The sequence below is a fragment of the Candidatus Rhabdochlamydia oedothoracis genome (assembly GCF_019453995.1).
Lineage (GTDB): Bacteria > Chlamydiota > Chlamydiia > Chlamydiales > Rhabdochlamydiaceae > Rhabdochlamydia > Rhabdochlamydia oedothoracis.
This window is the reverse complement of record NZ_CP075587.1, coordinates 645,383-669,808: the sequence shown is the minus strand read 5'-3', so window position 1 is coordinate 669,808 and position 24,426 is coordinate 645,383. Positions and strand designations below refer to the sequence as shown.

General features: G+C 35.3%; 21 protein-coding genes and 6 pseudogenes. 14 read left to right on the top strand and 13 right to left on the bottom strand.

The window, feature by feature from the left end:
- Positions 1-52: 52 nt before the first annotated feature.
- Positions 53-1,087 carry an IS630 family transposase gene (locus tag RHABOEDO_RS03745; RefSeq protein ID WP_220017482.1) on the top strand — a complete coding sequence of 345 codons (1,035 nt, stop codon included), beginning with the start codon at positions 53-55 and terminating at the stop codon, positions 1,085-1,087.
- Between the two features lie 156 nt (positions 1,088-1,243).
- Here RHABOEDO_RS03745 and RHABOEDO_RS03740 read toward each other — a convergent pair.
- Together RHABOEDO_RS03740 and RHABOEDO_RS03735 are read right to left on the bottom strand one after the other, a co-directional pair.
- Positions 1,244-1,528: pseudogene (locus tag RHABOEDO_RS03740) on the bottom strand (DDE-type integrase/transposase/recombinase); the annotation flags it as partial.
- A gap of 600 nt (positions 1,529-2,128) precedes the next feature.
- Complete coding sequence (locus RHABOEDO_RS03735) at positions 2,129-3,058, bottom strand: hypothetical protein (protein ID WP_220017788.1); 930 nt, start codon at positions 3,056-3,058, stop codon at positions 2,129-2,131.
- A gap of 493 nt (positions 3,059-3,551) precedes the next feature.
- Here RHABOEDO_RS03735 and RHABOEDO_RS03730 point away from each other — a divergent pair, with 493 nt between their 5' ends.
- A complete protein-coding gene (locus RHABOEDO_RS03730; RefSeq protein ID WP_215217222.1) occupies positions 3,552-6,161 on the top strand; it encodes an ATP-dependent Clp protease ATP-binding subunit in 2,610 nt (869 codons plus the stop codon).
- On the opposite strand, the gene RHABOEDO_RS03725 is transcribed toward RHABOEDO_RS03730, so the two are convergent.
- The 3 genes from RHABOEDO_RS03725 to sthA form a co-directional block, all read right to left on the bottom strand.
- The gene (locus RHABOEDO_RS03725) at positions 6,133-7,344 is read right to left on the bottom strand and encodes an MFS transporter (RefSeq protein WP_215217223.1); all 1,212 of its coding nucleotides are present in this window, start codon (positions 7,342-7,344) and stop codon (positions 6,133-6,135) included. The genes RHABOEDO_RS03730 and RHABOEDO_RS03725 overlap by 29 nt on opposite strands.
- A gap of 92 nt (positions 7,345-7,436) precedes the next feature.
- Complete coding sequence (locus RHABOEDO_RS03720; protein ID WP_215217224.1) at positions 7,437-7,898, bottom strand: hypothetical protein; 462 nt, start codon at positions 7,896-7,898, stop codon at positions 7,437-7,439.
- 6 nt (positions 7,899-7,904) lie between these two features.
- Positions 7,905-9,320: a Si-specific NAD(P)(+) transhydrogenase gene (gene sthA / locus RHABOEDO_RS03715; RefSeq protein WP_215217225.1), complete on the bottom strand. Its 1,416-nt coding sequence runs from the start codon at positions 9,318-9,320 to the stop codon at positions 7,905-7,907.
- 111 nt (positions 9,321-9,431) lie between these two features.
- On the opposite strand from sthA, the gene rpmB reads away from it, so the two are divergent.
- The 9 genes and pseudogenes from rpmB to RHABOEDO_RS03670 all read left to right on the top strand — a co-directional run.
- Positions 9,432-9,707 carry a 50S ribosomal protein L28 gene (gene rpmB, locus RHABOEDO_RS03710; RefSeq protein ID WP_215217226.1) on the top strand — a complete coding sequence of 92 codons (276 nt, stop codon included), beginning with the start codon at positions 9,432-9,434 and terminating at the stop codon, positions 9,705-9,707.
- Positions 9,694-10,728, top strand: a complete 1,035-nt coding sequence (locus RHABOEDO_RS03705) for a phospholipase D-like domain-containing protein (protein ID WP_215217227.1) — start codon at positions 9,694-9,696, stop codon at positions 10,726-10,728. Before rpmB ends, RHABOEDO_RS03705 begins: the two co-directional genes overlap by 14 nt.
- A 162-nt stretch (positions 10,729-10,890) precedes the next feature.
- Complete coding sequence (locus tag RHABOEDO_RS03700; protein ID WP_215217041.1) at positions 10,891-11,244, top strand: transposase; 354 nt, start codon at positions 10,891-10,893, stop codon at positions 11,242-11,244.
- Complete coding sequence (locus RHABOEDO_RS03695) at positions 11,201-11,716, top strand: transposase (protein WP_215216393.1); 516 nt, start codon at positions 11,201-11,203, stop codon at positions 11,714-11,716. Before RHABOEDO_RS03700 ends, RHABOEDO_RS03695 begins: the two co-directional genes overlap by 44 nt.
- Before the next feature lie 297 nt (positions 11,717-12,013).
- A pseudogene (locus RHABOEDO_RS03690) lies at positions 12,014-12,807 on the top strand (IS5 family transposase).
- Positions 12,808-12,866: 59 nt separating this feature from the next.
- A complete protein-coding gene (locus RHABOEDO_RS03685; protein ID WP_215217723.1) occupies positions 12,867-13,466 on the top strand; it encodes a MarC family protein in 600 nt (199 codons plus the stop codon).
- A gap of 7 nt (positions 13,467-13,473) precedes the next feature.
- The gene (gene truA, locus RHABOEDO_RS03680; RefSeq protein ID WP_215217724.1) at positions 13,474-14,226 is read left to right on the top strand and encodes a tRNA pseudouridine(38-40) synthase TruA; all 753 of its coding nucleotides are present in this window, start codon (positions 13,474-13,476) and stop codon (positions 14,224-14,226) included.
- A 9-nt stretch (positions 14,227-14,235) separates the two neighbouring features.
- On the top strand, positions 14,236-15,108 hold the full coding sequence (locus RHABOEDO_RS03675) for a methionyl aminopeptidase (RefSeq protein ID WP_215217725.1): 873 nt from the start codon (positions 14,236-14,238) through the stop codon (positions 15,106-15,108).
- 316 nt (positions 15,109-15,424) lie between these two features.
- Positions 15,425-15,978 (top strand): annotated as a pseudogene (locus tag RHABOEDO_RS03670) (transposase family protein); the annotation flags it as partial.
- Between the two features lie 21 nt (positions 15,979-15,999).
- On the opposite strand, the pseudogene RHABOEDO_RS10740 reads toward RHABOEDO_RS03670, so the two are convergent.
- Positions 16,000-16,272, bottom strand: a pseudogene (locus RHABOEDO_RS10740) (transposase); the annotation flags it as partial.
- Between the two features lie 54 nt (positions 16,273-16,326).
- Here RHABOEDO_RS10740 and RHABOEDO_RS03655 point away from each other — a divergent pair.
- Both RHABOEDO_RS03655 and htpX read left to right on the top strand, forming a co-directional pair.
- A pseudogene (locus RHABOEDO_RS03655) lies at positions 16,327-16,593 on the top strand (transposase family protein); the annotation flags it as partial.
- A 405-nt stretch (positions 16,594-16,998) separates the two neighbouring features.
- Complete coding sequence (htpX, locus tag RHABOEDO_RS03650) at positions 16,999-17,940, top strand: protease HtpX (RefSeq protein ID WP_245397555.1); 942 nt, start codon at positions 16,999-17,001, stop codon at positions 17,938-17,940.
- Between the two features lie 208 nt (positions 17,941-18,148).
- Here the strand turns inward: htpX and RHABOEDO_RS11095 are convergent, their stop codons facing one another.
- From RHABOEDO_RS11095 to RHABOEDO_RS10730, 3 genes and pseudogenes are all read right to left on the bottom strand, one after another.
- Positions 18,149-18,493: an ISAs1 family transposase gene (locus RHABOEDO_RS11095; RefSeq protein ID WP_220017785.1), complete on the bottom strand. Its 345-nt coding sequence runs from the start codon at positions 18,491-18,493 to the stop codon at positions 18,149-18,151.
- Positions 18,471-18,878: an ISAs1 family transposase gene (locus tag RHABOEDO_RS11090; protein ID WP_220017784.1), complete on the bottom strand. Its 408-nt coding sequence runs from the start codon at positions 18,876-18,878 to the stop codon at positions 18,471-18,473. Before RHABOEDO_RS11090 ends, RHABOEDO_RS11095 begins: the two co-directional genes overlap by 23 nt.
- A 267-nt stretch (positions 18,879-19,145) precedes the next feature.
- A pseudogene (locus RHABOEDO_RS10730) lies at positions 19,146-19,250 on the bottom strand (IS5/IS1182 family transposase); the annotation flags it as partial.
- Between the two features lie 169 nt (positions 19,251-19,419).
- Here RHABOEDO_RS10730 and RHABOEDO_RS03630 point away from each other — a divergent pair.
- Entirely contained in the window at positions 19,420-20,454 is a 1,035-nt protein-coding gene (locus tag RHABOEDO_RS03630; RefSeq protein ID WP_220017534.1) for an IS630 family transposase, read from the top strand.
- On the opposite strand, the gene RHABOEDO_RS03625 is transcribed toward RHABOEDO_RS03630, so the two are convergent.
- The 4 genes from RHABOEDO_RS03625 to rfaD all read right to left on the bottom strand — a co-directional run bounded on the left by RHABOEDO_RS03625 (position 20,443) and on the right by rfaD (position 24,418).
- Complete coding sequence (locus RHABOEDO_RS03625) at positions 20,443-20,838, bottom strand: helix-turn-helix domain-containing protein (RefSeq protein ID WP_220017782.1); 396 nt, start codon at positions 20,836-20,838, stop codon at positions 20,443-20,445. The genes RHABOEDO_RS03630 and RHABOEDO_RS03625 overlap by 12 nt on opposite strands.
- 350 nt (positions 20,839-21,188) lie before the next feature.
- Positions 21,189-21,992: an HD domain-containing protein gene (locus RHABOEDO_RS03620; protein ID WP_215217251.1), complete on the bottom strand. Its 804-nt coding sequence runs from the start codon at positions 21,990-21,992 to the stop codon at positions 21,189-21,191.
- A gap of 114 nt (positions 21,993-22,106) precedes the next feature.
- Complete coding sequence (locus tag RHABOEDO_RS03615; RefSeq protein WP_215217250.1) at positions 22,107-23,435, bottom strand: bifunctional heptose 7-phosphate kinase/heptose 1-phosphate adenyltransferase; 1,329 nt, start codon at positions 23,433-23,435, stop codon at positions 22,107-22,109.
- Complete coding sequence (gene rfaD, locus RHABOEDO_RS03610; RefSeq protein ID WP_215217249.1) at positions 23,429-24,418, bottom strand: ADP-glyceromanno-heptose 6-epimerase; 990 nt, start codon at positions 24,416-24,418, stop codon at positions 23,429-23,431. The genes RHABOEDO_RS03615 and rfaD overlap by 7 nt, the downstream gene beginning before the upstream one ends.
- Positions 24,419-24,426: the final 8 nt, after the last annotated feature.

The following is a 24,426-nucleotide window of genomic DNA, read 5'->3' as shown; positions in this document are numbered from 1 at the left end:
TTCCGATTCAATCGTATAGAAAAATATTTTGTTTTGTGTTAAGCTATTGAGTATGAAAAAACTGATCCCTAGCCAGAGAGCTGACTTAGAACACAAGTTAAAGCATCCAAAAGACTATTCTGAACGGAATAGGCTTTGTGTAATTTTGGGCTATGATGAGGGTATCTCAACAAAAAATCTTGCTAAAACACTCCGGATAAGCCCTATCACTGTTCAGAAATACCTCAGAGAATATGATTCCGAAAATAAAACTGGAAGTAGCCCTCGAGGCGGTAGCAAATCAAAACTTTCACAAGACCAAAAAGAGTCTCTACTAAAACACCTACATGAAAAGACCTATCTTAAAGTCAAAGGGATCATAGCTTATGTGCATGAGCAATATGGGATAAAATATTCCCGAAGTGGCATGACAGATTGGCTCATACAGCACGGATTTGTTTATAAACGTCCTAAAAAGATTCCTGGGAAATTAGATCCTGAAAAACAACGAATTTTCATAGAACAATATAGGGCTTTAAAGGAGACCTTAAACCCTGATGAAGAGATCTATTTCATAGATGCTGTGCATCCTGAACATCAGTCCCAAGCCGTATGTGGATGGATCAAAAAAGGCGTTCAAAAGACTTTGCAGACATCCGGGAAACAATTGCGATTGCATTTTGCTGGAGCTCTTTGCCTGACAGGAATGAAGATTTTTACAGAGGAATATAAGACAGTTGATGCCGATGCAATGCTCGATTTTTTCAAGAAGCTAGAAAAACAGACAGAGGCTCGAATTATTCATGTAATTTTGGATAATGCAAGATCAAACAAAAATAAGAAACTAGAAGAGTTTCTGATGTCTTCTAGGATTAAAGTGCACTATCTCCCTCCTTATTCGCCGAATTTGAATCCTATTGAACGCTTGTGGAAGATCTTAAAGGAAAAGAAGGTATACAATCGATATTACGAAACGTCGGTGACTTTTTTTCAGGCAATTAGAGGATTCTTCTTAGAAGAGATACCGAAAATAACAGATATTTTGAAATGTAGGATAAACGACAAGTTTCAAGTCGTTGACTTAAATCCCATTAAGCTAGCCGTTTGAATCGGCACTAGTATATTACGGCTTCTAAGAGCCAACTCATTTGTCGTCTTTACCTATTTCTTCGGTTTTCTCCTGCAAAAAATTTTAGTCACTTTTCCTAATGTTTTTATTTCTAAAAAAATGCGTTTTTAAGCTGCCTTTGGCTCACCGTAAATAAATTCTTTGCTCTATCTGGTTTTCATCACATACTCGATCGAAAATGTGTGTAAAAGCATATAAATCTTGTTGCCTATGGGTAAATTGGATGCCGTTATCTGTCAAAATAGTATGGATTTTATAGGGAAGAATTTGGATGAGATTCCGCAAAAATTGGGCAGCAAGAGCCTTACTAGTTTGAGGATGAGCCTCTACGTAAGCAAATTTGGAGATCCTATCAATAGCTACAATGAGATAAAGCTTTCCTTCTTGGGTACGCACCTCAGCAATATCAATATGAATATGAATATGAATATAGTGGTTCCGATTCAATCGTATAGAAAAATATAGGATTAACGACAAGTTTCAATTCGTTGACTTGAACCCCATTAAGCTAGCCGTTTGAATCGGCACTACTATATACTCGTTTACATTCAAATTAAGAGCTTGAATATATAAAAATTTTTATACAAAAGATAACATCTTCTTGCAAGATAGAGCAGTTTTTTCAAAAAAACCTAGTTATACAATTCTTAATTTGAAATCAAACTAGTATACTACTTCCAAGGATATTGAAAAGGTGGAAACTTATACTAAATAACAGACCTAGAAAGGCTCTCAACTTCGAAACTCCACTAGAAGTGTTTAGGAGATTATCTACAAACATGCTATGCTCGGGTGCACAATAGATGTTTTTTCAAGTATTTATATGTTCTTTTTTGTGCACTTCGAGGTTGAAAGGACCAATTAATTTAAAAACAATTTAACAAAAACTGGTTTGTTTCTTTAAGCTAGTCAGAAATTCTAAGTTAAGGATAATCGGAATACCTAACCAATTTACAGAAAAGGTCTAATAAGCTTTTGAAGCAGCTCTTCGTTATGCTCAAAAGCATTTACACACAGAAGTTAATGAAGCATACAATTTATCAAGCCGCTTACAAATACAGAAACAGCTCTATTTGGCCAAAAAGAGGTTCCTAAATGCTCTAGACCATTGGAGCATATTTTATACGCTAACACGCTAGAAATTCTTTTTTCTACAAATTCTTTTACTCTTATTTTGCTTCCACACATACGAGCTCCTATATAAGCAAAAGTACCTATAGCAACTTGGTTAAGCAAGGTTTTTACCATATACAGTGCATATCCTTCTTGCTCTTCTTCAGCACAATTAACCGCTAAAACATAAGAAGCTGTTGCTATTGTTGCATTTTGCAAAACAGGCATTAAAGGCGCACTTTCTTGAAAAAGGCCTATTACATTTTTTAATGAACTCATTACATAAGACATACCATCAATGGTTATCAAAGGGGTGACTAACGATCCTAATGCTATGACTGTAGGAGACACTACTTTAGTCACTAAAAGATTGTTTTCGATTGTCTCTTTAACAAGGATTCTATCTTCTTCGTCTATAGGTTTATTTATATCTTTCTGATACGCTTCTAAAAGACTTTGCAGGTCACTTATAGACTCAAGCGCATTTGCTAACATACAACATTCATCTTCTGACAAATCTATTTCTCTTACTATAAACCCCCGCATGCCCTTATCGATAAGTTTTAACTGCTTTGTCATACTTTCTAAATCTGATAGAGTAAAAGTTTTAGATAGCTTAAAATAAGGAATCTCAAAATGTTGTAAACATGCCAATAGAGATTCTAGGTTTTCTGTAATTTCTTTTTCTCTCTTATTTCTGTTAGTAAGATGTAAAAATTCTTTAGGAAAGAACTGTTTTGTAAATTGTAATGAAGAGTCTATTAATTTTCCAAAATCTATTCGATCTAAAGAAGGAAGGGTTTCTATAGAGGGTTTTTGATTGATTGTTTTTTCCAAAAAACGGCTTGTTTGATCTATCGTTCTTTCTGCTAAATCACCAGATTTACTATTCAATTGTTTGTAAAAAATGACTGTCTCTTTAAGAATTTGAGAGATATCCTCCATCAAAGGATTAGGACCTTTAAGGGGTTCTACTATAACTTCTTGTTGCGTAAGAGGTGGAAAATCGTTTACAATCGATCTTTTTATAAAGAGGTTCTTTACTAAAAAAGGAGCTTTTATTGCCTTTTTTAAACACAGACCAGAAACCTTAGCCGTTGTCTTACAAGCTCTTAGAGCTTGACAACCACCTTGATTTATCCCTGCGACTAAAGCAGCCTTAGTTCTATTAAAGTTAGTAAACATAATACTTATTATAACATATAATTCTCATTTTTTAATAATAAAAACCTAATGATCTTAACATATTATTTTAAAAAAAATAATTAGACTGAAAATGGTTTACTTCTTTAAATTAGCCAAAACTTTTTAAATTCAAGGATTATGAGAAATGCCTAACCAATTTACAGAAAAAGTCCAACAAGCTTTTGAAGCAGCTCTTCGTTATGCTCAAAAGTATTTAGATACAGAGATTACCGAAAATCATTTATTATATTCTTTTTTTGAAAATATAGAGGGTCTTTTTCACTCTATTGCCCTTTCTTTGAAATTAAACCCGAAAATGCTTCTTGGCCAGCTGAAAGACGTGTTAAGCAATCTTCCTAAGTTTACTAAAACAGGCACGGAACCTTCCCTTTCCCCCTCATTACAAAAAATACTTAAAAGAGCTCAAGAACTCGCTGATAAATGGGGGGATTCTTACCTAAGCAGCGAACACTTTTTTTATGCTTTTTGGCAATCTGCCCAAGAACCTTTTGCTAGTTGGAAAAAGTCATCCAAGCTATCATTAGAACAATTAGAAAACCATCTCAAAGGTTTAAGGGGTAATATGCATAGTGATTCTCCTACATCAGAAGATCAATATAATGCACTAGAAAAATACTGTAAAAATCTTACTCAATTAGCTAAAGAAGGAAAATTAGATCCTGTAATTGGCAGAGATGAAGAAATCAGGCGCACTATGCAAGTTCTTAGTAGGCGTACTAAAAACAACCCGTTATTGATTGGAGAGCCAGGTGTTGGGAAAACCGCTATAGCAGAAGGGTTAGCTCTACGGATTGTTCAAGGAGATGTTCCAGATGCTTTAAAAAACAGAGAACTTTTTGCCTTAGATATGGGCAGCTTAATTGCAGGCACTAAATTTCGCGGAGAATTTGAAGAGCGCTTAAAAAGCATTTTAAAGAAAGTGGAGGAGGCTGAAGGGCAAATTGTTCTGTTTATTGATGAAATGCATACGCTGATTGGAGCAGGTGCTATAGAAGGAGCGATGGATGCAGCCAATCTATTAAAGCCCGCTCTAGCAAGAGGAACATTGCATTGTATTGGGGCTACAACGCTTAGTGAATATAAAAAATATATCGAAAAAGATTCTGCCTTAGAAAGACGTTTTCAGCCTATTCTTGTTCAACAACCTTCATTAGAAGATGCTATCGCCATTTTAAGAGGATTGCGTGAGCGTTATGAAATTCACCATGGGGTTAGAATCACAGAAGAAGCTCTACATGCAGCTGTGTTTTTATCCGCTCGTTATATCTCTGATCGCTATTTACCCGATAAAGCTATCGACCTAATCGATGAAGCAGCCAGTGTGATCCGCATGCAAATCAGCTCTCGTCCCTTACCAATAGACATTAAGGAAAGAGAGCTCTCTTCTCTCATCGTAAAGCAAGAAGGATTAAAACGAGAAAACTCTCCTTTTGCGCAAGCAGAGGAAAAAAAACTCCAAGAGCTCATTGCACAAATTAAAGAAGAGCTCTCTCTTCTGACTAATGAATGGAACTTAGAAAAACAATTTATCGAGCAAGTAAAACAAAAGAAAAATGCTTTAGAGAATCTTCGTTTTCAAGAACAAGAAGCAGAGCGCAAATTCGATTACAATAAAGCTGCAGAGCTAAAATATAGTCTGATTCCACAAATGACACAAGAACTAGACCAGGCTCAATCGAGCTTGAAAGAACTTCCACATCGACTTTTGCAAGAGGAGGTAGATGCTCCTTTAATTGCAGAAATCGTAGCCAAATGGACGGGTGTTCCTGTACAGAAAATGTTAGGAGAAGAAAAGATGCGCCTTTTGCATCTAGAAACCTTGCTCAATGAAAAAGTTATAGGACAATCTTTTGCAATAAAAGCAATTGGTGAAGCCATTCGTCGATCCAGATCTGGTTTAAACGATCCTGAAAGGCCCATTGGTGCTTTTTTATTTATGGGACCAACAGGAGTGGGTAAAACAGAACTCGCTAAAGCGCTTGCAGAAATTCTCTTTGATCAAAAAGATGCACTATTGCGCTTTGATATGTCTGAATACATGGAAAAGCAATCAACAGCGAAATTAATTGGATCCCCTCCTGGCTATATCGGTTATGAAGAAGGAGGGCAGTTAACCGAAAAACTACGTCGTCGTCCCTATGCTGTGGTTTTATTTGATGAAATCGAAAAAGCACATACAGAGATCTTTAACATATTATTACAAGTTTTTGATGAAGGCCACATTACAGATAGCAAAGGCAGAAAAGTGAATTGTAAGAATGCGTTATTTATTATGACTTCTAACTTAGGATCAGAGATATTAAACACATATCTTCAAATACAAACAAAACAACCTCCCAAAGAAGAGCTCCTTCAAATATTAGAGCCCATTTTAAAGGCACATTTTCGCCCAGAGTTTCTTAATCGCTTGGATGAAATACTCCCTTTTTTACCTCTGCAAGAAAAAGATCTGGAACAAATTGTAGAGCTTCAACTTCAAAAAGTAAAAGAGCGCTTAGCAGAAAAAGAAGTGGAGCTGGATTACACAAATGAGGTAAAAGCACTACTTGCAAAAACAGGCTATGACCCTATTTATGGAGCACGTCCTTTGAAACGCTTAATTCAAAAAGAAGTGGTCAATCTGCTTTCTAATGCAATTTTAGAAGAAAAAATTACCAGTCATTCTAAAATTACATTAATCGTGGATAGAAAAGGGCTCATCGCGCTTAAAAATCTTGCAAATGAGTTAAAGTAGTCACTTTAATTTTTGCAATTTTTGCAACAAATAGGAGGCCCATTAAACAAAGGCCTCCTCCTAAAATGAGCACAAATACACTGCTAAAAAGCTGACATAAGAGTCCCCCTAGTAAAGGCATAACAATCCCTCTTATCCCAATTAGTAAAATATTGACCCTTGTAAAAGGAGAACTATCATGTTCTCCTGCAAAAATTGTACCAGAGAGATTCCAAATCAAATGACTTCCTGCTTGAGCCACCCCATACAACATAAAACCTAAATAGAGAAAAGCAATGTGTATTTGAGCAAAAAGGAGCATAATAGGGAAAATTCCCATTCCAATCAGAACCCACAAGCTGAGTTTAAGAATGTCGCACACTCTCAATCCCCTTTTCCATAAAAAAGTAGATCCTGCTACACCTAACGCCATAAAAATAAAGCGGGCTGTTGCCATATTTGTATAAGATAAAGATAAGGTATCTACATAAAAGCTAGAAAATGCAGGTCCCATTAGCATTAAGGCGCTACCTCCAAACATAAAAATCCATTGTAGATAGCGAAAATTTTTATGTTTATGCAATAAGTAAAAACTTTCTTTCCAAGGCTTCATAGAATTGGGTTGTTCAATTTCCTTTTCCTCTATCAAAGGAATTCTTCTAAAAAATAAAATGCTGCTTAGTCCAATGAGCGAGGTGCAAGAAAATAGAGTCTTCCAGTCCATAATATGAGAGCGCAGAAGGTAGGCAAATAAAAGCCCTAAAATACCTGATTCTATAAAACCGAATAGATAATAGAGAGAAAAAGCATCCTCTCTTGGTTTTTTAGGAATATTACATTTAATGATTTCCATTAAGGAAGGAATAGCAGCTCTACTGAATAATTGATAAGAAGCTGCGGCAAATAGAAAAAAAGAAAAATTTTCTATCCAAGGCAAAAAAACAAAGGGTAAATAGGTTAAAAGGAAAGCACCTACTAAATTAGCTATTAAGTGAGCTCTTCCTTTTTTAAAATAAGCGCTCCAACAAAAAGAAAAAAGGGATAAAACAGGACGCAGGGTAAGAAAAATAGAAAGTTGGAATACATTTGCCACATATTCTTTACGCAAGATGAATGGCAACAGAGTATACAATGATACAAGAGGTTCACTAGCAAGATTTGTCCACAGCATGGCTAAACGCGTTTGAGGACAGCCTTTTGTCATGGGTAAAATAGCCCTTTCGTAAAAAAAATTTGAGCCTATTTTACCATAGCTCTTGCGTTTCTCTCTAGGAAATACCAATTAGAAATTATCACTTATTTTTTTTGAAAAAAATCGCTAAATTGTGAGCGCAGAGAAGAAGGTATCACTTCTTCGATTCCTGATTTGTCATACATTAAAAAATATGTACAAGCAATCATAATCCCAAATGCAGGATTAAATAAGGCAATAAACAAAGAGATCCCACAGACCAAAGCTCTTTTTATAGTAAGCCGAGCTGCTGCATTAAGCTTAGAAAAGCCTTTAACCTTACCTAAACTAAGGAACATGCCAACTCCTGATACAGTAAATAATAAAAGTGCATAAATAATCCAAAGACAATCACCTAAAAATAAAAGAACAAAAAACAATCGCGCTAAAATTGCTGAAAAGAGGCGATCTTTTTGCTTAAGCGGCTTATCTACAGATTCTTCTAGATTTTCAAAGAATTCCTTGCTAGAGGAGGGCTCTTCTGTAGATTCTACTTTTGTGACTTCAGAAATATCGTAAATTGCCATGATATCCTACTGTTTGTGCTTGAGCTTATTAAAACCGTTTAAAGCTGCAATGCGATAACCTTCCGCATAAGTCGGATAATTAAACACTTGATCGATAAAATAATCAATCTTTGCGTTAAAGCTCATTGCTACTTGCCCGATATGAATCAACTCTGTGGCAGCTCGACCTATAATGTGAATTCCTAAAATTTCTAATGTATCTGCATGAAATAAAATTTTAAATATACCTAGATCATTTCCTATGATCTGATTTTTAGCAATTTCGTAATAGTAAGCTCTACCAATCTCATATCTAAAATCAAGTTCTTTAAGCTGATTTTCAGTATAACCACATGAAGAAATTTCTGGAATTGTATAAATACCAATTGGGTAGAAATCAGGAAAATGATGAGTTTTTGCGCCAAAAGCATTTCGAGCTGCTAATCTACCTTGCTCCATGCTAGTAGAAGCAAGAGCTGGTCCTCCAATAACGTCCCCTACAGCATAAATATTGCGCAGCGTTGTGTGATCAGATCTTTTAACTTGAAAAAGAGCATTAACAGGAATATAGCCAAATTTATCGATAGAAATTCCCAGATTTTCAATATGCAAATGTTCTACATTCGCACTTCTTCCCAAGGCATATAATAACACCTCTGCTTGCACATGCGTTTTATCTTTAAAAGTGACTTTTACAAAATCATCTTTCTTTTCAATCGTATCTAATTCTTTATTTCCCAACATTTTAAGACCAATTGCATTTAAAGATTTTTGTAGATGCAAACCAATTTCCGAGTCTAAGAGAGGTAAGAGATGAGCTTTTTTATCGATAACCGTCACTTTTGTTCCTAAAGCAGCAAAAAAACTAGCATACTCAGAACCAATAATCCCTCCTCCCAATACAAGAAGCGTTTTTGGCAAATGGTCAATAGAAAGCAATCTGGTGGAATCTAAAATTTTTTGATCATCAAAAGGAACAGAGTTGGGATTACGTGGTCTAGAACCGGTTGCTATCAAAAAATATTGTCCTTCTACTCTATATAAAATCTTTTTATCTAAATTACATACATTGACGTGATGAATATCCTTAAAGCAGGCGGTCCCATGAATTACTTGAATATGATTTTTTTCAAATTGCTTTACTAAAATCTTTCTTTGTTCTTCTAAAACAAACGTAAGTCGATAATTTAAGTCATTAATGGAAACCTCTTTTAACGGGCAATTTTTCCCATAAAAACTTCTTTTATAAAAGTCTGTAAGGTCTATAATAGCTTCTCTTAAAGATTTAGATGGAATTGTGCCAGAGTTTAAAGATGCACCTCCCAATACGGAATCTTTTTCAATAACAACAACTTTTTTACCCATTTTTGAGGCTTGAATGGCTGCTTTTTGTCCAGCAGGACCAGATCCAATAACCACAAGCTCCGCATATATTTCTTTCACATTTTTCTCCTAAAAGTTAAATTTACCCTAACAATCTGAAATATTCTTGTTCAATAAGTTTTAAGTTGCTAAGATCTTTTCTTTTATAAGAATCACAGGAGTAAAGGAAAGATGTCTAAAAGATGTCAAGTCACTGGTAAATGTCCTGTTCGAGGAAAATCCTATGCAATTCGTGGAATTCCAAAGAAAAAAAAGGGGATTGGCTTAAAGATTACAGGAATTAAAAAACGCCGTTTTCAACCAAATTTAATTAAAAAACGTTTATGGCTTGCAGAAGAAAATCGTTTTATTAGTTTAACCCTATCGGTAAGCGCTCTACGTACAATTAATAAAAATGGCTTGCAATCTATTGTTCGTGAGCTTCGCAAAAAAGGTGAAAAGGTTTAAAAGTTTTTTTATTCTGCGTAACCTATCAGGTTTTATCTTTTTTAGAGTTTCCCTCTCCCTCCTGATAGGTAGCCTTTCTCTATTTTTCATTTGGCTTGTATTTACCGCTACTACTACCACTTTTCCCTCTATAGAAAATCCTCTGATTTTTTATTCTAATCAAACAAGAGATGATATTAAAGCTGTATTTTATCGATCGATTAAAGAGGCTAAATCACATGTTTATTTAAGTATCTATGGGCTAACAGATGTCAGCATCATTCACATACTCAAGCAGAAAGGATTACATACCCCTGTTGAAGTTTACTACGATTCTTCAGCATCTCCCAAACTAAATAAAAAACTTAAAAGTTGCTCTTCCTTCCCAGTAAAGACAAAAGGATTGATGCATAGGAAGATCCTGATTTTGGATAAAGAACTGGTTTTTCTAGGCTCTGCTAATTTCACTCCCTCTTCTCTTCTTTACCATTCTAATCTTGTAATTGGTTTATATCACCCACCTCTTGCTAGTTTTCTTCAAAATCCTGCCAGCTCCTATTATTCCTTTGAAATAAATCAACAGCAAGCTGAAGCCTTTTTATTACCAACAGCAGGGAAAGAAGCGCTTGCTCATATATTGCAACTAATCAACCAAGCAAAAAAAACAATCGACATAGCATCATTTACTCTAACCCATCCACTTATTTGCGATGCTCTGATCTCTGCAAAAAATCGCAATGTAGATCTAAACATTGTCTTAGATGGCTATAGCGCCAAAGGAGCTAGTAAAAAAGCATTAGACCAGCTAAAAGCTCAGGGACTTGCTATTTGTGCTAGTCAAGGTGCACATCTACTACACCATAAACTTTGTGTAATAGATCGAGAAATTCTGATCACAGGGTCTGCTAACTGGACAAAAGCAGCTTTTAGCAAGAACGCAGACCTTTTATTAGTCCTTTATTTAAAAGATCCTAAACTCAAGAAGTTTTTAAAAAAACTTTGCAAAATGATAAAAGTAGAGTCTAAACTTATCGAAAATTAGGTAAGTTTAATGCAGCTCTCTTCCTTTTGACGCAAATACACGATATGTCGCAATTATCTATAGTTATACATCTTTTCTAACTGTCATGAACCTATCTTGAATTGAATATAAATTTTCGCTATGATACCAGATCTTTTTATTTTTTAACTAAAGACAGATGACATGAGCAAGCAAGGATTAAATGAAGAACAGTTTAAAATACTCGAACCTCAAATGGAAAAATGGGTAAATCGTAACCATTATGGAAGAAAATTAGCGCCATGGAGACCTGTAGTGAATACTATTTTCTGGGTGCTTCGGACAGGAGCTCCTTGGAAAGATGCACCTAGAAACAAGGAGTTTTCTCATCCCTCAACAGCACACGCATGGCTTGGAAGAATGCAATCTGCTGGATTTTTAGATCAATTTTTAGAAGAGCTGCTTAAGCTTGCCGAACAGCTGGGGTGTATTGATGCCCAGAGACTCTCTGTAGATGGTTTTTTTTTCCAGCGGACGCGGAGGAGGAGAGCAAGTTGATTATGGCTACAAAGGTAAAGGCGTGACATCGCATTTACTGGTAGAAAAATCAGGAAAGCCTCTTGCAATCACTTTTACATCAGCATCCGGGGATGAGAAAAAACAAGTGATCCCTCTGCTTAGGAAAGTCATTCCCTTCATTAAAAAAGCATGGAATCAGGGAAAAGTACCCATACTTGAAGCAGATAAAGGTTATGACTCAGAGCAAACACGTATCGATGTTCTTTCCCATGAGGTTTTTCCTCTGATAGCTCGGAAAAGAAACACTAAGGGATATAAGATAAAAGGCATTTGCTACCTTGAAAAGCAACGTTGGGTCGTTGAGAGAACGATTTCTTGGTTAAAGACATGCTTCCGTCGTCTTACAGTGCGCTGGGAAAGAAAGGCAATATATTGGAACGGACTATTAATGTTTGGACTACTGGGATATTGGATGAATTTCTTAAGTCGGCAAGTATCTTTAAAACAGTAAATTTAATTCAAGATAGGTTCATACTACCTAGCAAAAAGCGATATCTATTTTTTCTACAAAAACTGGATATTTTTCTAGCGAAAATTCTGAGAATCAGCGAGTCTTCGGTTTATGATTATCAGAGGGAATATGATGCCAAGCAAAAAAAGAACACTCTACAACCTATCTTCTAGGAATAACTGTAAAAGATAGATTTTAAAGCTCTTGCGTCAGAGTACTTAGAAAAGCCTTAGAGCCTGTTTAAAATCTTCTCATTAAGGTATAATGATAGTTTTCATAAAACCTTTGGAGGTAATTATGACCTGCTCTTATCCAAGCGATATCTCTCGTAAGCAATTTAGCAAAATCCATCTAATACTTGAGTCTACACGCAAAAAAACACGTCCACGAAGAGTTCATCTATATGATATTTTTTGTGGAATTTTGTACATTTTAAAAAGTGGTTGCCAGTGGCGTATGTTACCCATAGAATATCCTAAATGGGAATTATGTTATTATTATTTCCCTCTTTGAAATAAAAAAGATGATAAAAATTCTAAGAGTACTCTTGAAATAGTTTTAAAAAAAATGGGTTGGCGAGGTCAGAAAAAGCAGTGGTCGGAAAGAGAAAACAAGCTTTGTAATTATTGATGCTCAAAGTGTTAAAAATACTGATACAGCGGAAAAGATAAGGATATGATGCAGGGAAAAAAATATCAGGAATAAAAAGACATATAGCAGTCGATACCCAAGGGCTTCCTCATGCGATTCACATTACCACCGCTAATATCACTGACAGAAATGGGTGTATAGAAGCATTTTCACTACATAAAAACCATTTGTTCGGTGTAAAAGATGTTTTAGCAGATGGAGGATATTCTGGAGAAAAATTTGCAAAGAGTGTGCAGGAGATATTAAAATGTATAGTAGAAATAGCCAAAAGAAATACACTTCATACTTTTACAGTTATTCCCAAAAGATGGGTTGTAGAGCGTTCTTTTGCGTGGATAGAAAAATGTCGCAGGCTATGGAAAAATTGCGAAAGAAAACTACATACAAGCCTGAATATGGTGGTTCTTGCTTTTATTGCTCTACTTTTGAAAAGATTTTAAACAGGCTCTTAGAATCTATTAAATAACGTAGACTAAAAAATAAATATGAGGACGGTTCTATGAAGTCTAATCCCCAAGTGCTTTCTATGACGCTTACCTTTTTTTTAATGATCGATTCTATAGGTAATATCCCTTTATTTGCCTCTTTGCTTAAAAACTTTGAGCCTAAGAAGCAACAGCGCATTATTCTCCGTGAAATGTTGATTGCTTTAGGGGTCATCATTCTTTTTGAACTCTTAGGAGATATGATTTTAAACTTCATAAATATTAAAACGCCCACTATTATCATTGCTGGTGGAGTAATTTTGTTTTTAATTGCACTAAAAATGATATTCCCCCCACAGGCTGAACCTGTAACAGACATTGTAGATAAGGAGCCTTTTATCGTTCCTTTGGCAATCCCTCTGGTAGCAGGGCCTGCTATATTAGCTGCTGTAATGCTATATGCAGGTCAAGCAGAGAATCATTTTAGCATTATTAGTGCTATTTTTATTGCTTGGCTCCCTTCAACATTAATCTTGTTGGGATCTAGCTATTTAAAAAAGCTAATAGGAAAAAGAGGAATTTCTGCTTTAGAGCGCTTAATGGGTTTAATTTTAATTTTAATTGCTATTCAAATGCTCTTAGAAGGAGTCCAGCTGTTTTTAAAAGCGGTTTAAATTTGCTATGATAGAAACAAAGCGTAATCTTAAAATGACCATCGCCTATGACGGCGCTCCTTATTTAGGATGGCAGAAAAATAATGCAGGTCCTAGCGTTGAGGAAAGTCTGCAAAACGTTCTACAACAAATCTTGCAAGAAGATGTGTTTTTGTCTTCAGCAAGTAGAACAGATGCTGGGGTACACGCAAAAGGACAGGTAGTTCATTTCCTTACAACTAGCTCTATTTGTTTATACAAATTACAAGGATCTCTCAATATTCTTTTAGATGAAACTATTTCCGTTTTACATATAGAAGAAGCTTTTATGCAGTTTCACTCTACTTTGAACTGCGTTAAAAAAGAATATTGGTATCACGTATGCTTTGCGAAAATACAAAATCCTTTTTTTCGCAGAACTTCTTGGCATTTCCCTCGTTTTTTAGAATTTGATTCTATGCAAAAAGCAGCTCATAGTTTAGTAGGAGAACATGACTTCTCAGCTTTCTGTAACCAAAAACCTAATTGGGATCGTAATGTGATTTGCGATGTGAAAAAGCTATCCATTGTACCTCTTTCTAAAGATAGATTGCGGTTTATAATTCACGGAGATCACTTTCTCTACAAAATGGTTCGTAATTTAGTAGGAACCTTAGTGTATATAGGTTGTTCTAAGCTAGCTGTTAATCAGGTTCCCGGTTTTTTAATGAGCAAGGATCGTTCTCGTATAGGAATGACCGCTCCTGCTCATGGTTTATTATTAAAAAAAGTATGTTATTAAGGTCAAACAATGATGCGTAACGATCCCTGTTGGTGTGGTAGTCAAAAAAAATGGAAAAAATGCCACTATCCTGAACAACCCCTTAAAGAACAGTATTTAAAGAAATATGGAATCATTTTAAAAAATGACGAGCAAATCGTTGGCATTCGTCATGCATGCAGGCTTGCTGCCACCGTTTTAGATAAACTCTGCTCTATTACAAAAGTGGGGGTTACCACAAATGAACTAGATCGATATGCAAAAGAGCTGTTTGAAGAAAAAAATGCGATCTCTTGTTGTATAGGATATGGAGAACCGCCTTTTCCTAAACACATTTGTACATCGCTCAACGATGTGATTTGTCATGGAATTCCCAATGATATTCCCTTGCAGCAGGGCGATATTATTAATATCGATGTGGCTTGTGTTTTAAATGGATACTATGGCGACTGTAGTAAAATGGTCGCTCTTGAACCCATCGATGCTGAAAAACGCAGAGTAGTTGATGTTTCTTTAGAATGCTTAAATAGAGCAGCACAGGTTTTAAAGCCCAAAAATAAACTATGTGAGATTGGTAAAGCCATTGATTCCTATGCTTCTTCTCAAAATTGCTCTGTCGTAGATCAATTTGTAGGCCACGGAGTAGGGATTGGATTTCATGAAGAGCCACAGGTTGCTCATCATTATAATCACTCCCAAATTCCTTTGACTGCTGGAATGACTTTAACCATTGAACCTATGATCAATGCGGGTACACGCAGTGGATATATTGATAAAGACCATTGGACCTGTAGAACAGTTGATGGAAAACCAAGCGCGCAATGGGAACATACCTTCTTAATTACCGAAACCGGTTATGAAATTTTGACAATTCCTGATTATACTAGTTTGATTTCAAATTAAGAATTGCATAACTAGGTTTTTTTGAAAAAACTGCTCTATCTTGCAAGAAGATGTTATTCTTTTTTTATAAAGATATTTATACACTCAAACTCTTAATTTGAGGTATGCATAATGGAGGTTATGCATCTACTCGATAGAAGTTTCATCAGACGATTCAAAATGAATTTTATGCATCAGCATTTAGGCAAAAAGTTTATCATAGTCTAGAAGAACTGTAAATGGATATGGATAAAAGAGTACAATAGAGCTCTTTCAAAACTAGGAAATAAAAAAGCCCTTGTATAACATAATGCCCTTAAAAATACGTAAGGGCATGATGAAATTTGAAAAAGCAAAAAGTTTAGACAACGAGAAATTCCGAAGATTAACCGGAGTAAAACGTAGCACATTTGATCAAATGAGCTTGATTTTGGAGATAAGTCACAAAGAGAAAAAAGCCCGAGGAGGCCGCGTCAATAAATTAAAAATAGAAGACATGTTACTGATGACCTTAGAGTATCTAAGAGAGTATAGAACCTATTTTCACATAAGCCAGAGCTATAATATCAGTGAAAGTACAGCTTATAAAACAATAAAATGGGTAGAATACACCCTGATAAAACATCCCCTATTTGCACTGCCTGGACGTAAAGAGCTATTAAAAAGCGATATGGAATACGATGTTATTTTAATAGATGCCACAGAAACACCCATAGAGCGCCCTAAAAAAAACAAAAACATTTTTACTCAGGGAAGAAGAAAAGGCACACCTTAAAGACGCAGCTTGTAATGAGCAAGGACACAAAAAAGATTATTTGTACCTTTTTTTCCAAAGGTAGAAGACATGATTTTAGGATATTTAAGGATTCTAAAATCAAGTTTCATTCCGAAATAAACCTTCTAAGAGCCTGTTTAAAATCTTTTCAAAAGTAGAGCAATAAAAGCGAGAACCACCATACTCAGGCTTGTATGTAGTTTTCTTTCGCAGTTTTTCCATAGCCTGCGACATTTTTCTATCTACGCAAAAGAACGCTCTACAACCCATCTTTTGGGAATAACTGTAAAAATATGAAGTGCATTTCTTTTGGCTATTTCTAATATACATCCTAATATTTCCTGCACACTCTTTGCAAATCTTTCTCCAGAATATCCTCCATCTGCTAAAACACTTTTTACAACGAACAAATGGTTTTTATGTAGTGAAAATGCTTCTATATGCCTTACTGAAAAGATTTTAAACAGGCTCTAACAGATGGAGGGTATCGAGGACTTAAAAAGCTTCATGCTAAAACCCAAATGCCTAAAAGAAGAAGCAAGAAAAATCCTTTAACAAAACAAGACAAAAAAAATAATCAATTCCTTTCCAAAGAACGTGTAATTAATGAAAATGCTATTGGTCTGCTTAAGCGATTCAAAATTTTAGCTGATCGTTATAGAAATAGACGAAAAAGGTTTGGTCTTCGCTTCAATCTAATTGCGGGCATTTATAATCTGGAGCTATGTTAATGGGTTTTGAAAGAGGTCTCATCTATAATTCTCAAGGTTAATATCTATATGGAAAAAACCACAACTCCACGTTAGAGTTGTAATAGTAGTGCCAATTCAAACGGCTAGCTTAATGGGGTGTTCAAATCAACGAATTGAACCTTGTCGTTAATCCTATATTTTTCTATACGATTGAATCGGAACCACTATATTTATGTGGAAACTATCTGCTAAAATATTTTTCAGTTCGCAAATATATTTCATAATACCTCTTAGATTGCTTTCTGGAAGTATTATGCCAGATCTCTGGTCATATTTGCGGGCTATTCTTTTTATCTGCTCCTAAAAAATTGTCCTGTACAGAGATTTTGTGCTGAAAATATTACATAGGTTATTGACATAACAATCTTAAAAAGCAGATAATAGATGGATTATAAGGAGAAAAAAATGGCTATTGCTAAAAGAGTTTTTTTATTTTTGTTAATCAATTTTCTTGTCGTTATTACCCTTTCTTTTTTTCTAAGCGTTTTTAACATAAAACCTTATTTACAATCATATGGCTTAAATCTCTATTCTTTAATGATCTTCTGTTTTGTTTGGGGTATGGGAGGAGCCTTTATTTCGCTTTTGCTCTCTCGTAAAATCGCTTTATGGATGATGAGAGTACAGTTAATAGATTCTCATACCAAAGACCCTAGTTTACAGCGATTATTAACCATTGTGCATAAATTTTCTCGAGATGCAAATCTATCGGATTTTCCTCAAGTAGGGGTATATAATTCCCTTGAATTAAATGCTTTTGCTACAGGCCCTACCAAAAAACGCAGTTTAATTGCTGTTTCAACCGGTTTGTTAAATCGCATGTCTGAAAAAGAATTAGAAGGGGTTATTGCTCATGAAATGGCTCATATTCAAAATGGGGACATGGTCACAATGACCCTATTACAAGGCGTTATTAATGCCTTTGTCATGTTCTTGGCTAGAGTGCTTGCCTATATCTGTTCAGGACTTAGCAGAAACAGGAACAATTCTTCTACAGGGTCTTATTTTAGCTATGTGATCTTCGTCTTTTTATTTGAGGTGATCTTTATGGTTTTAGGATCTTTGATTATCTGTGCCTTTTCTCGTTTTAGAGAGTTTAGAGCAGATCGCGGTGGCGCTTTTTTAGCAGGCAGAGAAAATATGATAGCCGCTTTAAAAGCATTACAAAAGAATGTACAGACTCAAGATCCTCAAACAGCTGTTGCGGCTTTTCAAGCATTTAAAATCTCAACCCCTAAAAAAAGCAGCATTACCCGTTGGTTTGCTACTCACCCTCCTTTAGAAGCGCGAATAGAAAGATTGAAAGACCATAATGGCTTCTCTTGAGAAGATATTATCCTCTTAAATAATAACATGGCAGACTAAACCCCTGTTTTCAGCACTATTTTCTCTATCTGTCAAAGAAAAGTCTTCTTCAAAAAGAACATCCGCTATCCTATACTAGATTGATTTCAAATTAAGAATTGCATAACTAGGTTTTTTTGAAAAAACTGCTTTATCTTGCAAGAAGATGTTACCTTTTGTATAAAAATGTTTATGTATTCAAACTCTTAATTTGAATGCAAACGAGTATATAGTAGTGCCGATTCAAACGGCTAGCTTTTTCCGGTATAACGTCCTGTGCTTGTTCAAAAAAGTTATGAGCTTCTGCATGTAAGTGGTCTTGATTGCCTTTAAGAGCAATAACATAATCTCCTCCCTGGGAACAAATCTGTTCTACTACTATTTTGTGACAACCGGCTGCATCGATTGTTACAACAACTCCTTTAATATTTAATATGGTAAGCAGGCTTTGAATGGTCTCTAGTTCTTTTCCTTTTCCAGAACATTTAAGATGTCCCAACACAAGACTTTGCTCAGAAGCAAAAGCGCTTACCATATGGATGATCTATTGTCTTATTACCAGAACCGCATAATGTCTTGCCGTCAATGGCAATACTGTCTCCTCCAAATGCCTGAGCTATGGACTGAGTCCAATGCATAAAACATGTACGGAACGAATGAGGATTTAAAAAGGCAAAAAACCTCTCATAGGTATCATGAGAAGGAGCTCCATATTTGCAGATATTAACAGATTGTAACCAATCGAGGTTCATCTGTGTCCACAAGCAAAAGCCCATGTAATCATCTTGTCCACATAGCATGGCTAGGATAGATGTGCTGATAATATCATGAAGGCTATCTAGTTGATTGCGCGCCTTTCTTGGGTCTGGTAATTTCGAAAAATGCATCATAATAGATGAAGAATGAATGAATCCTTCCATTTTATACTCCTTATGAAAAAGGAGCCAGAATCATTTTTTATCTCTCAATTATCAAGCAAAATCTTCATGCGTTGGCCCTGTATTTTAGGATATTCATATGGGTAACATTCGCCAATGGCAACCACTTTTTAAAATGTACAAAATTCCACAAAAAATATCGTATATAGTAGTGCCAATTCAAACGGCTAGCTTAATGGGGTTCAAGTCAACGACTTGAAACTTGTCGTTAATCCTATATTTTTCTATGCGATTGAATCGGAACCAATATAGATCAACTATTCGTGGACGTGTTTTTTTGCGTGTAGACTCAAGTATTAGATGGACTTTGCTAAATTGGTTACGAGAGATATCGCTTGGATAAGAGCGGGCCATAATTACTTCCAAAGGTTTTATGAAAACTATCATTATGCCTTACTGAAAAGATTTTAAACAGGCTCTAAGATCTCCAAGCCGATATTTCTCTTGTGAAATAAAAGGCGTATATAGTGGTTCCGATTCAATCGGATAGAAAAATATTTTGTTTTGTGTTAAGCTATTGAGTATGAAAAAACTGACCCCTAGCCAGATAGCTGACTTAGAACACAAGTTAAAGCATCCAAAAGACTATTCTGAACGGAATAGGCTTTGTGTAATTTTGGGCTATGATGAGGGTATCTCAACAAAAAATCTTGCTAAAGCACTTCGGATAAGCCCTATCACTGTTCAGGAATACCTCAGAGAATATGATTCCGAAAATAAAACTGGAAATAGCCCTCGAGGCGGTAGCAAATCAAAACTTTCACAAGACCAAACAGAGTCTCTACTAAAACACCTACAGGAAAAGACCTATCTTAAAGTCAAAGGGATCATAGCTTATGTGCATGAGCAATATGGGATAAAATATTCCCGAAGTGGCATGACAGATTGGCTCATACAGCACGGATTTGTTTATAAACGTCCTAAAAAGATTCCTGGGAAATTAGATCCTGAAAAACAACGAATTTTCATAGAACAATATATGGTTTTAAAGGAGACCTTAAACCCTGATGAAGAGATCTATTTCATAGATGCTGTGCATCCTGAACATCAGTCCCAAGCCGTATGTGGATGGATCAAAAAAGGCGTTCAAAAGACTTTGCAGACATCCGGGAAACAATTGCGATTGCATTTTGCTGGAGCTCTTTGCCTGACAGGAATGAAGATTTTTACAGAGGAATATAAGACAGTTGATGCCGATGCAATGCTCGATTTTTTCAAGAAGCTAGAAAAACAGACAGAGGCTCGAATTATTCATGTAATTTTGGATAATGCGAGATCAAACAAAAATAAGAAACTAGAAGAGTTTCTGATGTCTTCTAGGATTAAAGTGCACTATCTCCCTCCTTATTCGCCGAATTTGAATCCTATTGAACGCTTGTGGAAGATCTTAAAGGAAAAGAAGGTATACAATCGATATTACGAAACGTCGGTGACTTTTTTTCAGGCAATTAGAGGATTCTTCTTAGAAGAGATACCGAAAATAACAGATATTTTGAAATGTAGGATAAACGACAAGTTTCAAGTCGTTGACTTAAATCCCATTAAGCTAGCCGTTTGAATCGGCACTAGTATAGATGGTCTCATGACTAACATGTTCTTTACCATGTCTTTTAAGCCATCCGGATATTTGTATAGGGCTCCATTGCAACTTGATTTTTTCTTCAATACGGGTAACTATTTGAGGAGTCATTTTTTTATTGGGCTGAGAATTTTTTCTAAGAAATGCTTTTTCTTGAGCTTGCTGATGACGGTATCCTCGTTGCCCTTTATTTCTCTTAAGTTCCCTACTAATAGTGCTATGATGAACTTTTAGAATGTTTGCTATTGAGCTAGATGTATCTCCTCTAGCTTTTAAAATATAAATCTGACATCTTTGGTAATAGGTTAGGTGATGGTAGCCTTTAGGCAAGGTCTCTCCTTGTGTTTGATTGTTAAAAATCACAATAGAGATTCTTTCATCGCCTGCCTATTCTTTTTTTAATTCTTCTGTGCACTTCAAACTTGAAAAGACTTAGTATTAGTTTTTTATATTTACTAACTTAGAAATATTTCTTGTGTAGAGTAATTGGGGATTATTTATTGAACTTCTTGCATAACCCCCTATTTTAAAGCTTTCATGTATAGATTCCTATCTTAACAAAAGCATTTCCAGATATATCGCTCAAACAATCATATCTCATGGACTAAATTCCTTTAAAATTATTGGTTATGCAAGAGATCTATTGTAGCAAGATCAGAATAGGTCCAGAGAATTTTAAACTTTAAAGAACAGCGTAAAAAAGCACATTGCATTTATTTTGATGAAGCCGCTTGTGTTTCCCAATATTGATTTAATGTAAGAAGTACAGCTTCTTTTAGCTTAAAGTTAACAGATGGAAGACGGTCTACAACCGTCTGTGCCCATTGAAAGTATTGATCAATATATTTTCGACTCCAGCCTTTGGGGGGGTGATTTAGAAGCTCTAATGTATTACAAAGAGTATCGGCCAGTTGAACTATGGCTGCGGGCTTTGATCGATATGATGCATTGATTGTTTCTTGTCTTTTTTTCTCTTGTAAGGATATTTTTCTGTCTCCTGTTAGCTCATCTACTACCTTAGCAACTTGCTTTCCAAATTTTTTTTCGATTTCTTCCGCTGTTGTTTGCGTATCTTTTAGAGTATCATGCAATAGACTTGCTAAAATACTCGTTAAGTCTCTTACTTCTCCCACACTCATCACTTTATAGGCAACCTCAAAACAATGAGATACATAAGGGGTTTTACGATCATTTTTACGTGTTTGAAAACGATGCTTTTCTGCAGAAAATTGCATGGCTTGTAAGATCTCTTCTACTTCATTTAAAGTAACTCCTTTTTCTCGACAATAAGCAGTAATAAGCTCTTCTGCTAATAGATCAAATTGCGTCATGACAATTTCATCATCATGCACAATTTTACTAACTAAAACTCTTGTCTCTTCTATTTTTTCCTGAATGATCTGCTTAGTAAATTTCTGAGCAGATTCTTGACAAATAGATACCTTTGGCTTTACATCATCAGCATAAGAGCTAGTGATTATAGCTAAAATAAAACAGGGAAACGCAAAGTTATTCATAAAAATTTCCAAACTAAGACTTAAATTATCATAAAAGATAAGTATATATATACAAAAGAAGAAATTTTCTGATATTAAAGTTTTTTGTTTATCAAAGAAAAATGCACTTACCCCTTATAACACAAACAGCTCCATTGGATGTGTTAACGGAATTAATTCTGATTGGTCCATGATAAATACATGTTCAGGATGGATAATTTTGCACAAGTTTTTTAAACTCTCACTTTTAAGCACGATAAAATCCACTTCAGATAAAGAAGATAGCAATAGGACAAATTCTTGATCTGGGTTTGTATCACAGATATAAATAATGAGTTTTGATTTAAGCTTTTTTGAGCATAGCTTTCGAAAAGTAGAGAATAAAGCTGTTGTCATCCCTTTTTGACTATCTACTCCAAGAACGGTATACCTAACATCTTTTAAGGATTGTTGCAAAACAAAAAGATGATGTTCCTCAAAAATCTTATTCTCAACATCAAGCTCTAGTAGCCTTTGAGCTATATTAGACAGGGTTACTCGTGCACAACCTAGTTTTTCAATAGCAATTCCTGCAGCAATATTAGAGAGTTGGATTGCGTGGTTTATATCCATCTGATTGGCTAATGCAATGCTCATCATAGCAAGAACCGTGTCTCCTGCACCCGTTACATCTTTCACTTCTTTAGAAGACACAAAGAAATCACATGTATCCCCTGACCGCTTAAATAAAGACATTCCTTTTTCTGAACATGTAATTAAAAGCATTTCTGCACAGCATTGGCTAAAAATAACTTCGGCTACTTGATCTAAAGGACTGGTTTTTAAAAGTTTTGCAGCAGCAATTGCTTCAGATAGATTAGGTTTGAGTACTGTAGCTCCACTGTATTTGCTAAAATCTTCTCCTTTAGGATCCACAATAACAGGAATAGAAAGTTTTTTAGCCAGCTGAATCACAGCTTTTAACAACGAGTCTGTTAAAAATCCTTTACCATAATCAGAAATAGCAACCATTTGTATTTTTTTTAAAAGAGTTGGCAATTGTTGGATAAGGTTTTTTTCTAGATCTTGTAATAAAGGAGTAATCTCTTCATGATCAAATCGCAAAATTTGCTGTGCATCTGCAATTAATCGATTTTTAACAGAGGTCTTATATCCTTTTTGAAATAACAACGCTTGGACGTTAACCCCTTCTGTTTCTAAAAAACCGTATAACCACTTTCCTGCAAAATCATACCCTATTCTTCCTACAGCAGTCACCTGCGCTCCTAGTGAAATAAGGTTTAAGACAACATTCCCTGCTCCTCCTGGGCGATTTTCTTCTTTTTCTACATGTAGAACAGGAACTGGTGCCTCTGGAGACATTCTTTTGATTTTACCTGTTGTATAGGTATCTAACAAAAAGTCACCAATGACCAAAACATGTACAGGATCAAATTGACTAAGCATGCCGCTAAGTTTTACCATCGCTTATCCACGGTTAAATAATTTTGCACATAATCTTCTACTGCATCTTGTATAGAATACAACTTAGGCTGTTCCACAACTTTTATATATTTTGCCATATCAGCACAGGTATAATTTTGATATTGAGAACCGAGCTCTTTAGGCATTTCTATAAATGTAATTTTAGGTGGTATTTTCAATGCTTTAAAAATAGCTAGAGCTAAAGAGTGCCACGTAGTAGCAGATCCTGATCCTATATTAAAAATACCACCTAGGGAATTTTTTAAGAACTCACACGTCATCTGACAGGCATCTTTTACATAGATAAAGTCACGACACTGATCTCCATCAGCAAATTGATCTGGGTCTGAAGAAGCAAATAAACGAATCACTTTTTCCTTTTGCACAAGCGATGTCATTTTATAAATCATGGAAGCCATACGTCCTTTATGATTTTCATTAGGCCCAAAAACATTAAAATATTTTAAACCTGTAACTTGATCCAAAACCCCTTGCTGCTTCAACCATAAATCAAAAGCATGTTTAGAAAAACCGTATAGATTCAAGGGTTTTAAGTACTCGAGCTGACCATGGTCATCAATAAAGCCTTGAGATCCATCCCCATATGTAGCAGCCGAAGAAGCATAAATAAATCGATGTTTTGCTTGAAGGGCATATTCAGCTAAACGAATGGAATAACGCAAATTATTTTGCATCAAGTAATCTTCATTTTGTTCCAAAGTATCAGAACAAGCTCCTAAATGAATGAAGGCCTTTATTTCTTTTTCTTTACCTTTTAACCAATCAAATAATTGATGCTTTGAAATAAAATCGATATACTTTTTGTTTAGGAGATTTTTCCACTTATTCGTTTTTTTAATATCATCGACTAAAATCAGATTAGTAAATCCTTGATCGTTTAAATAACGGACACAGCAAGAACCTATTAATCCCGCAGCTCCTGTGATTACAATAAATTGATCGTCATAGATCTTTGTATCCATTAAAAGTC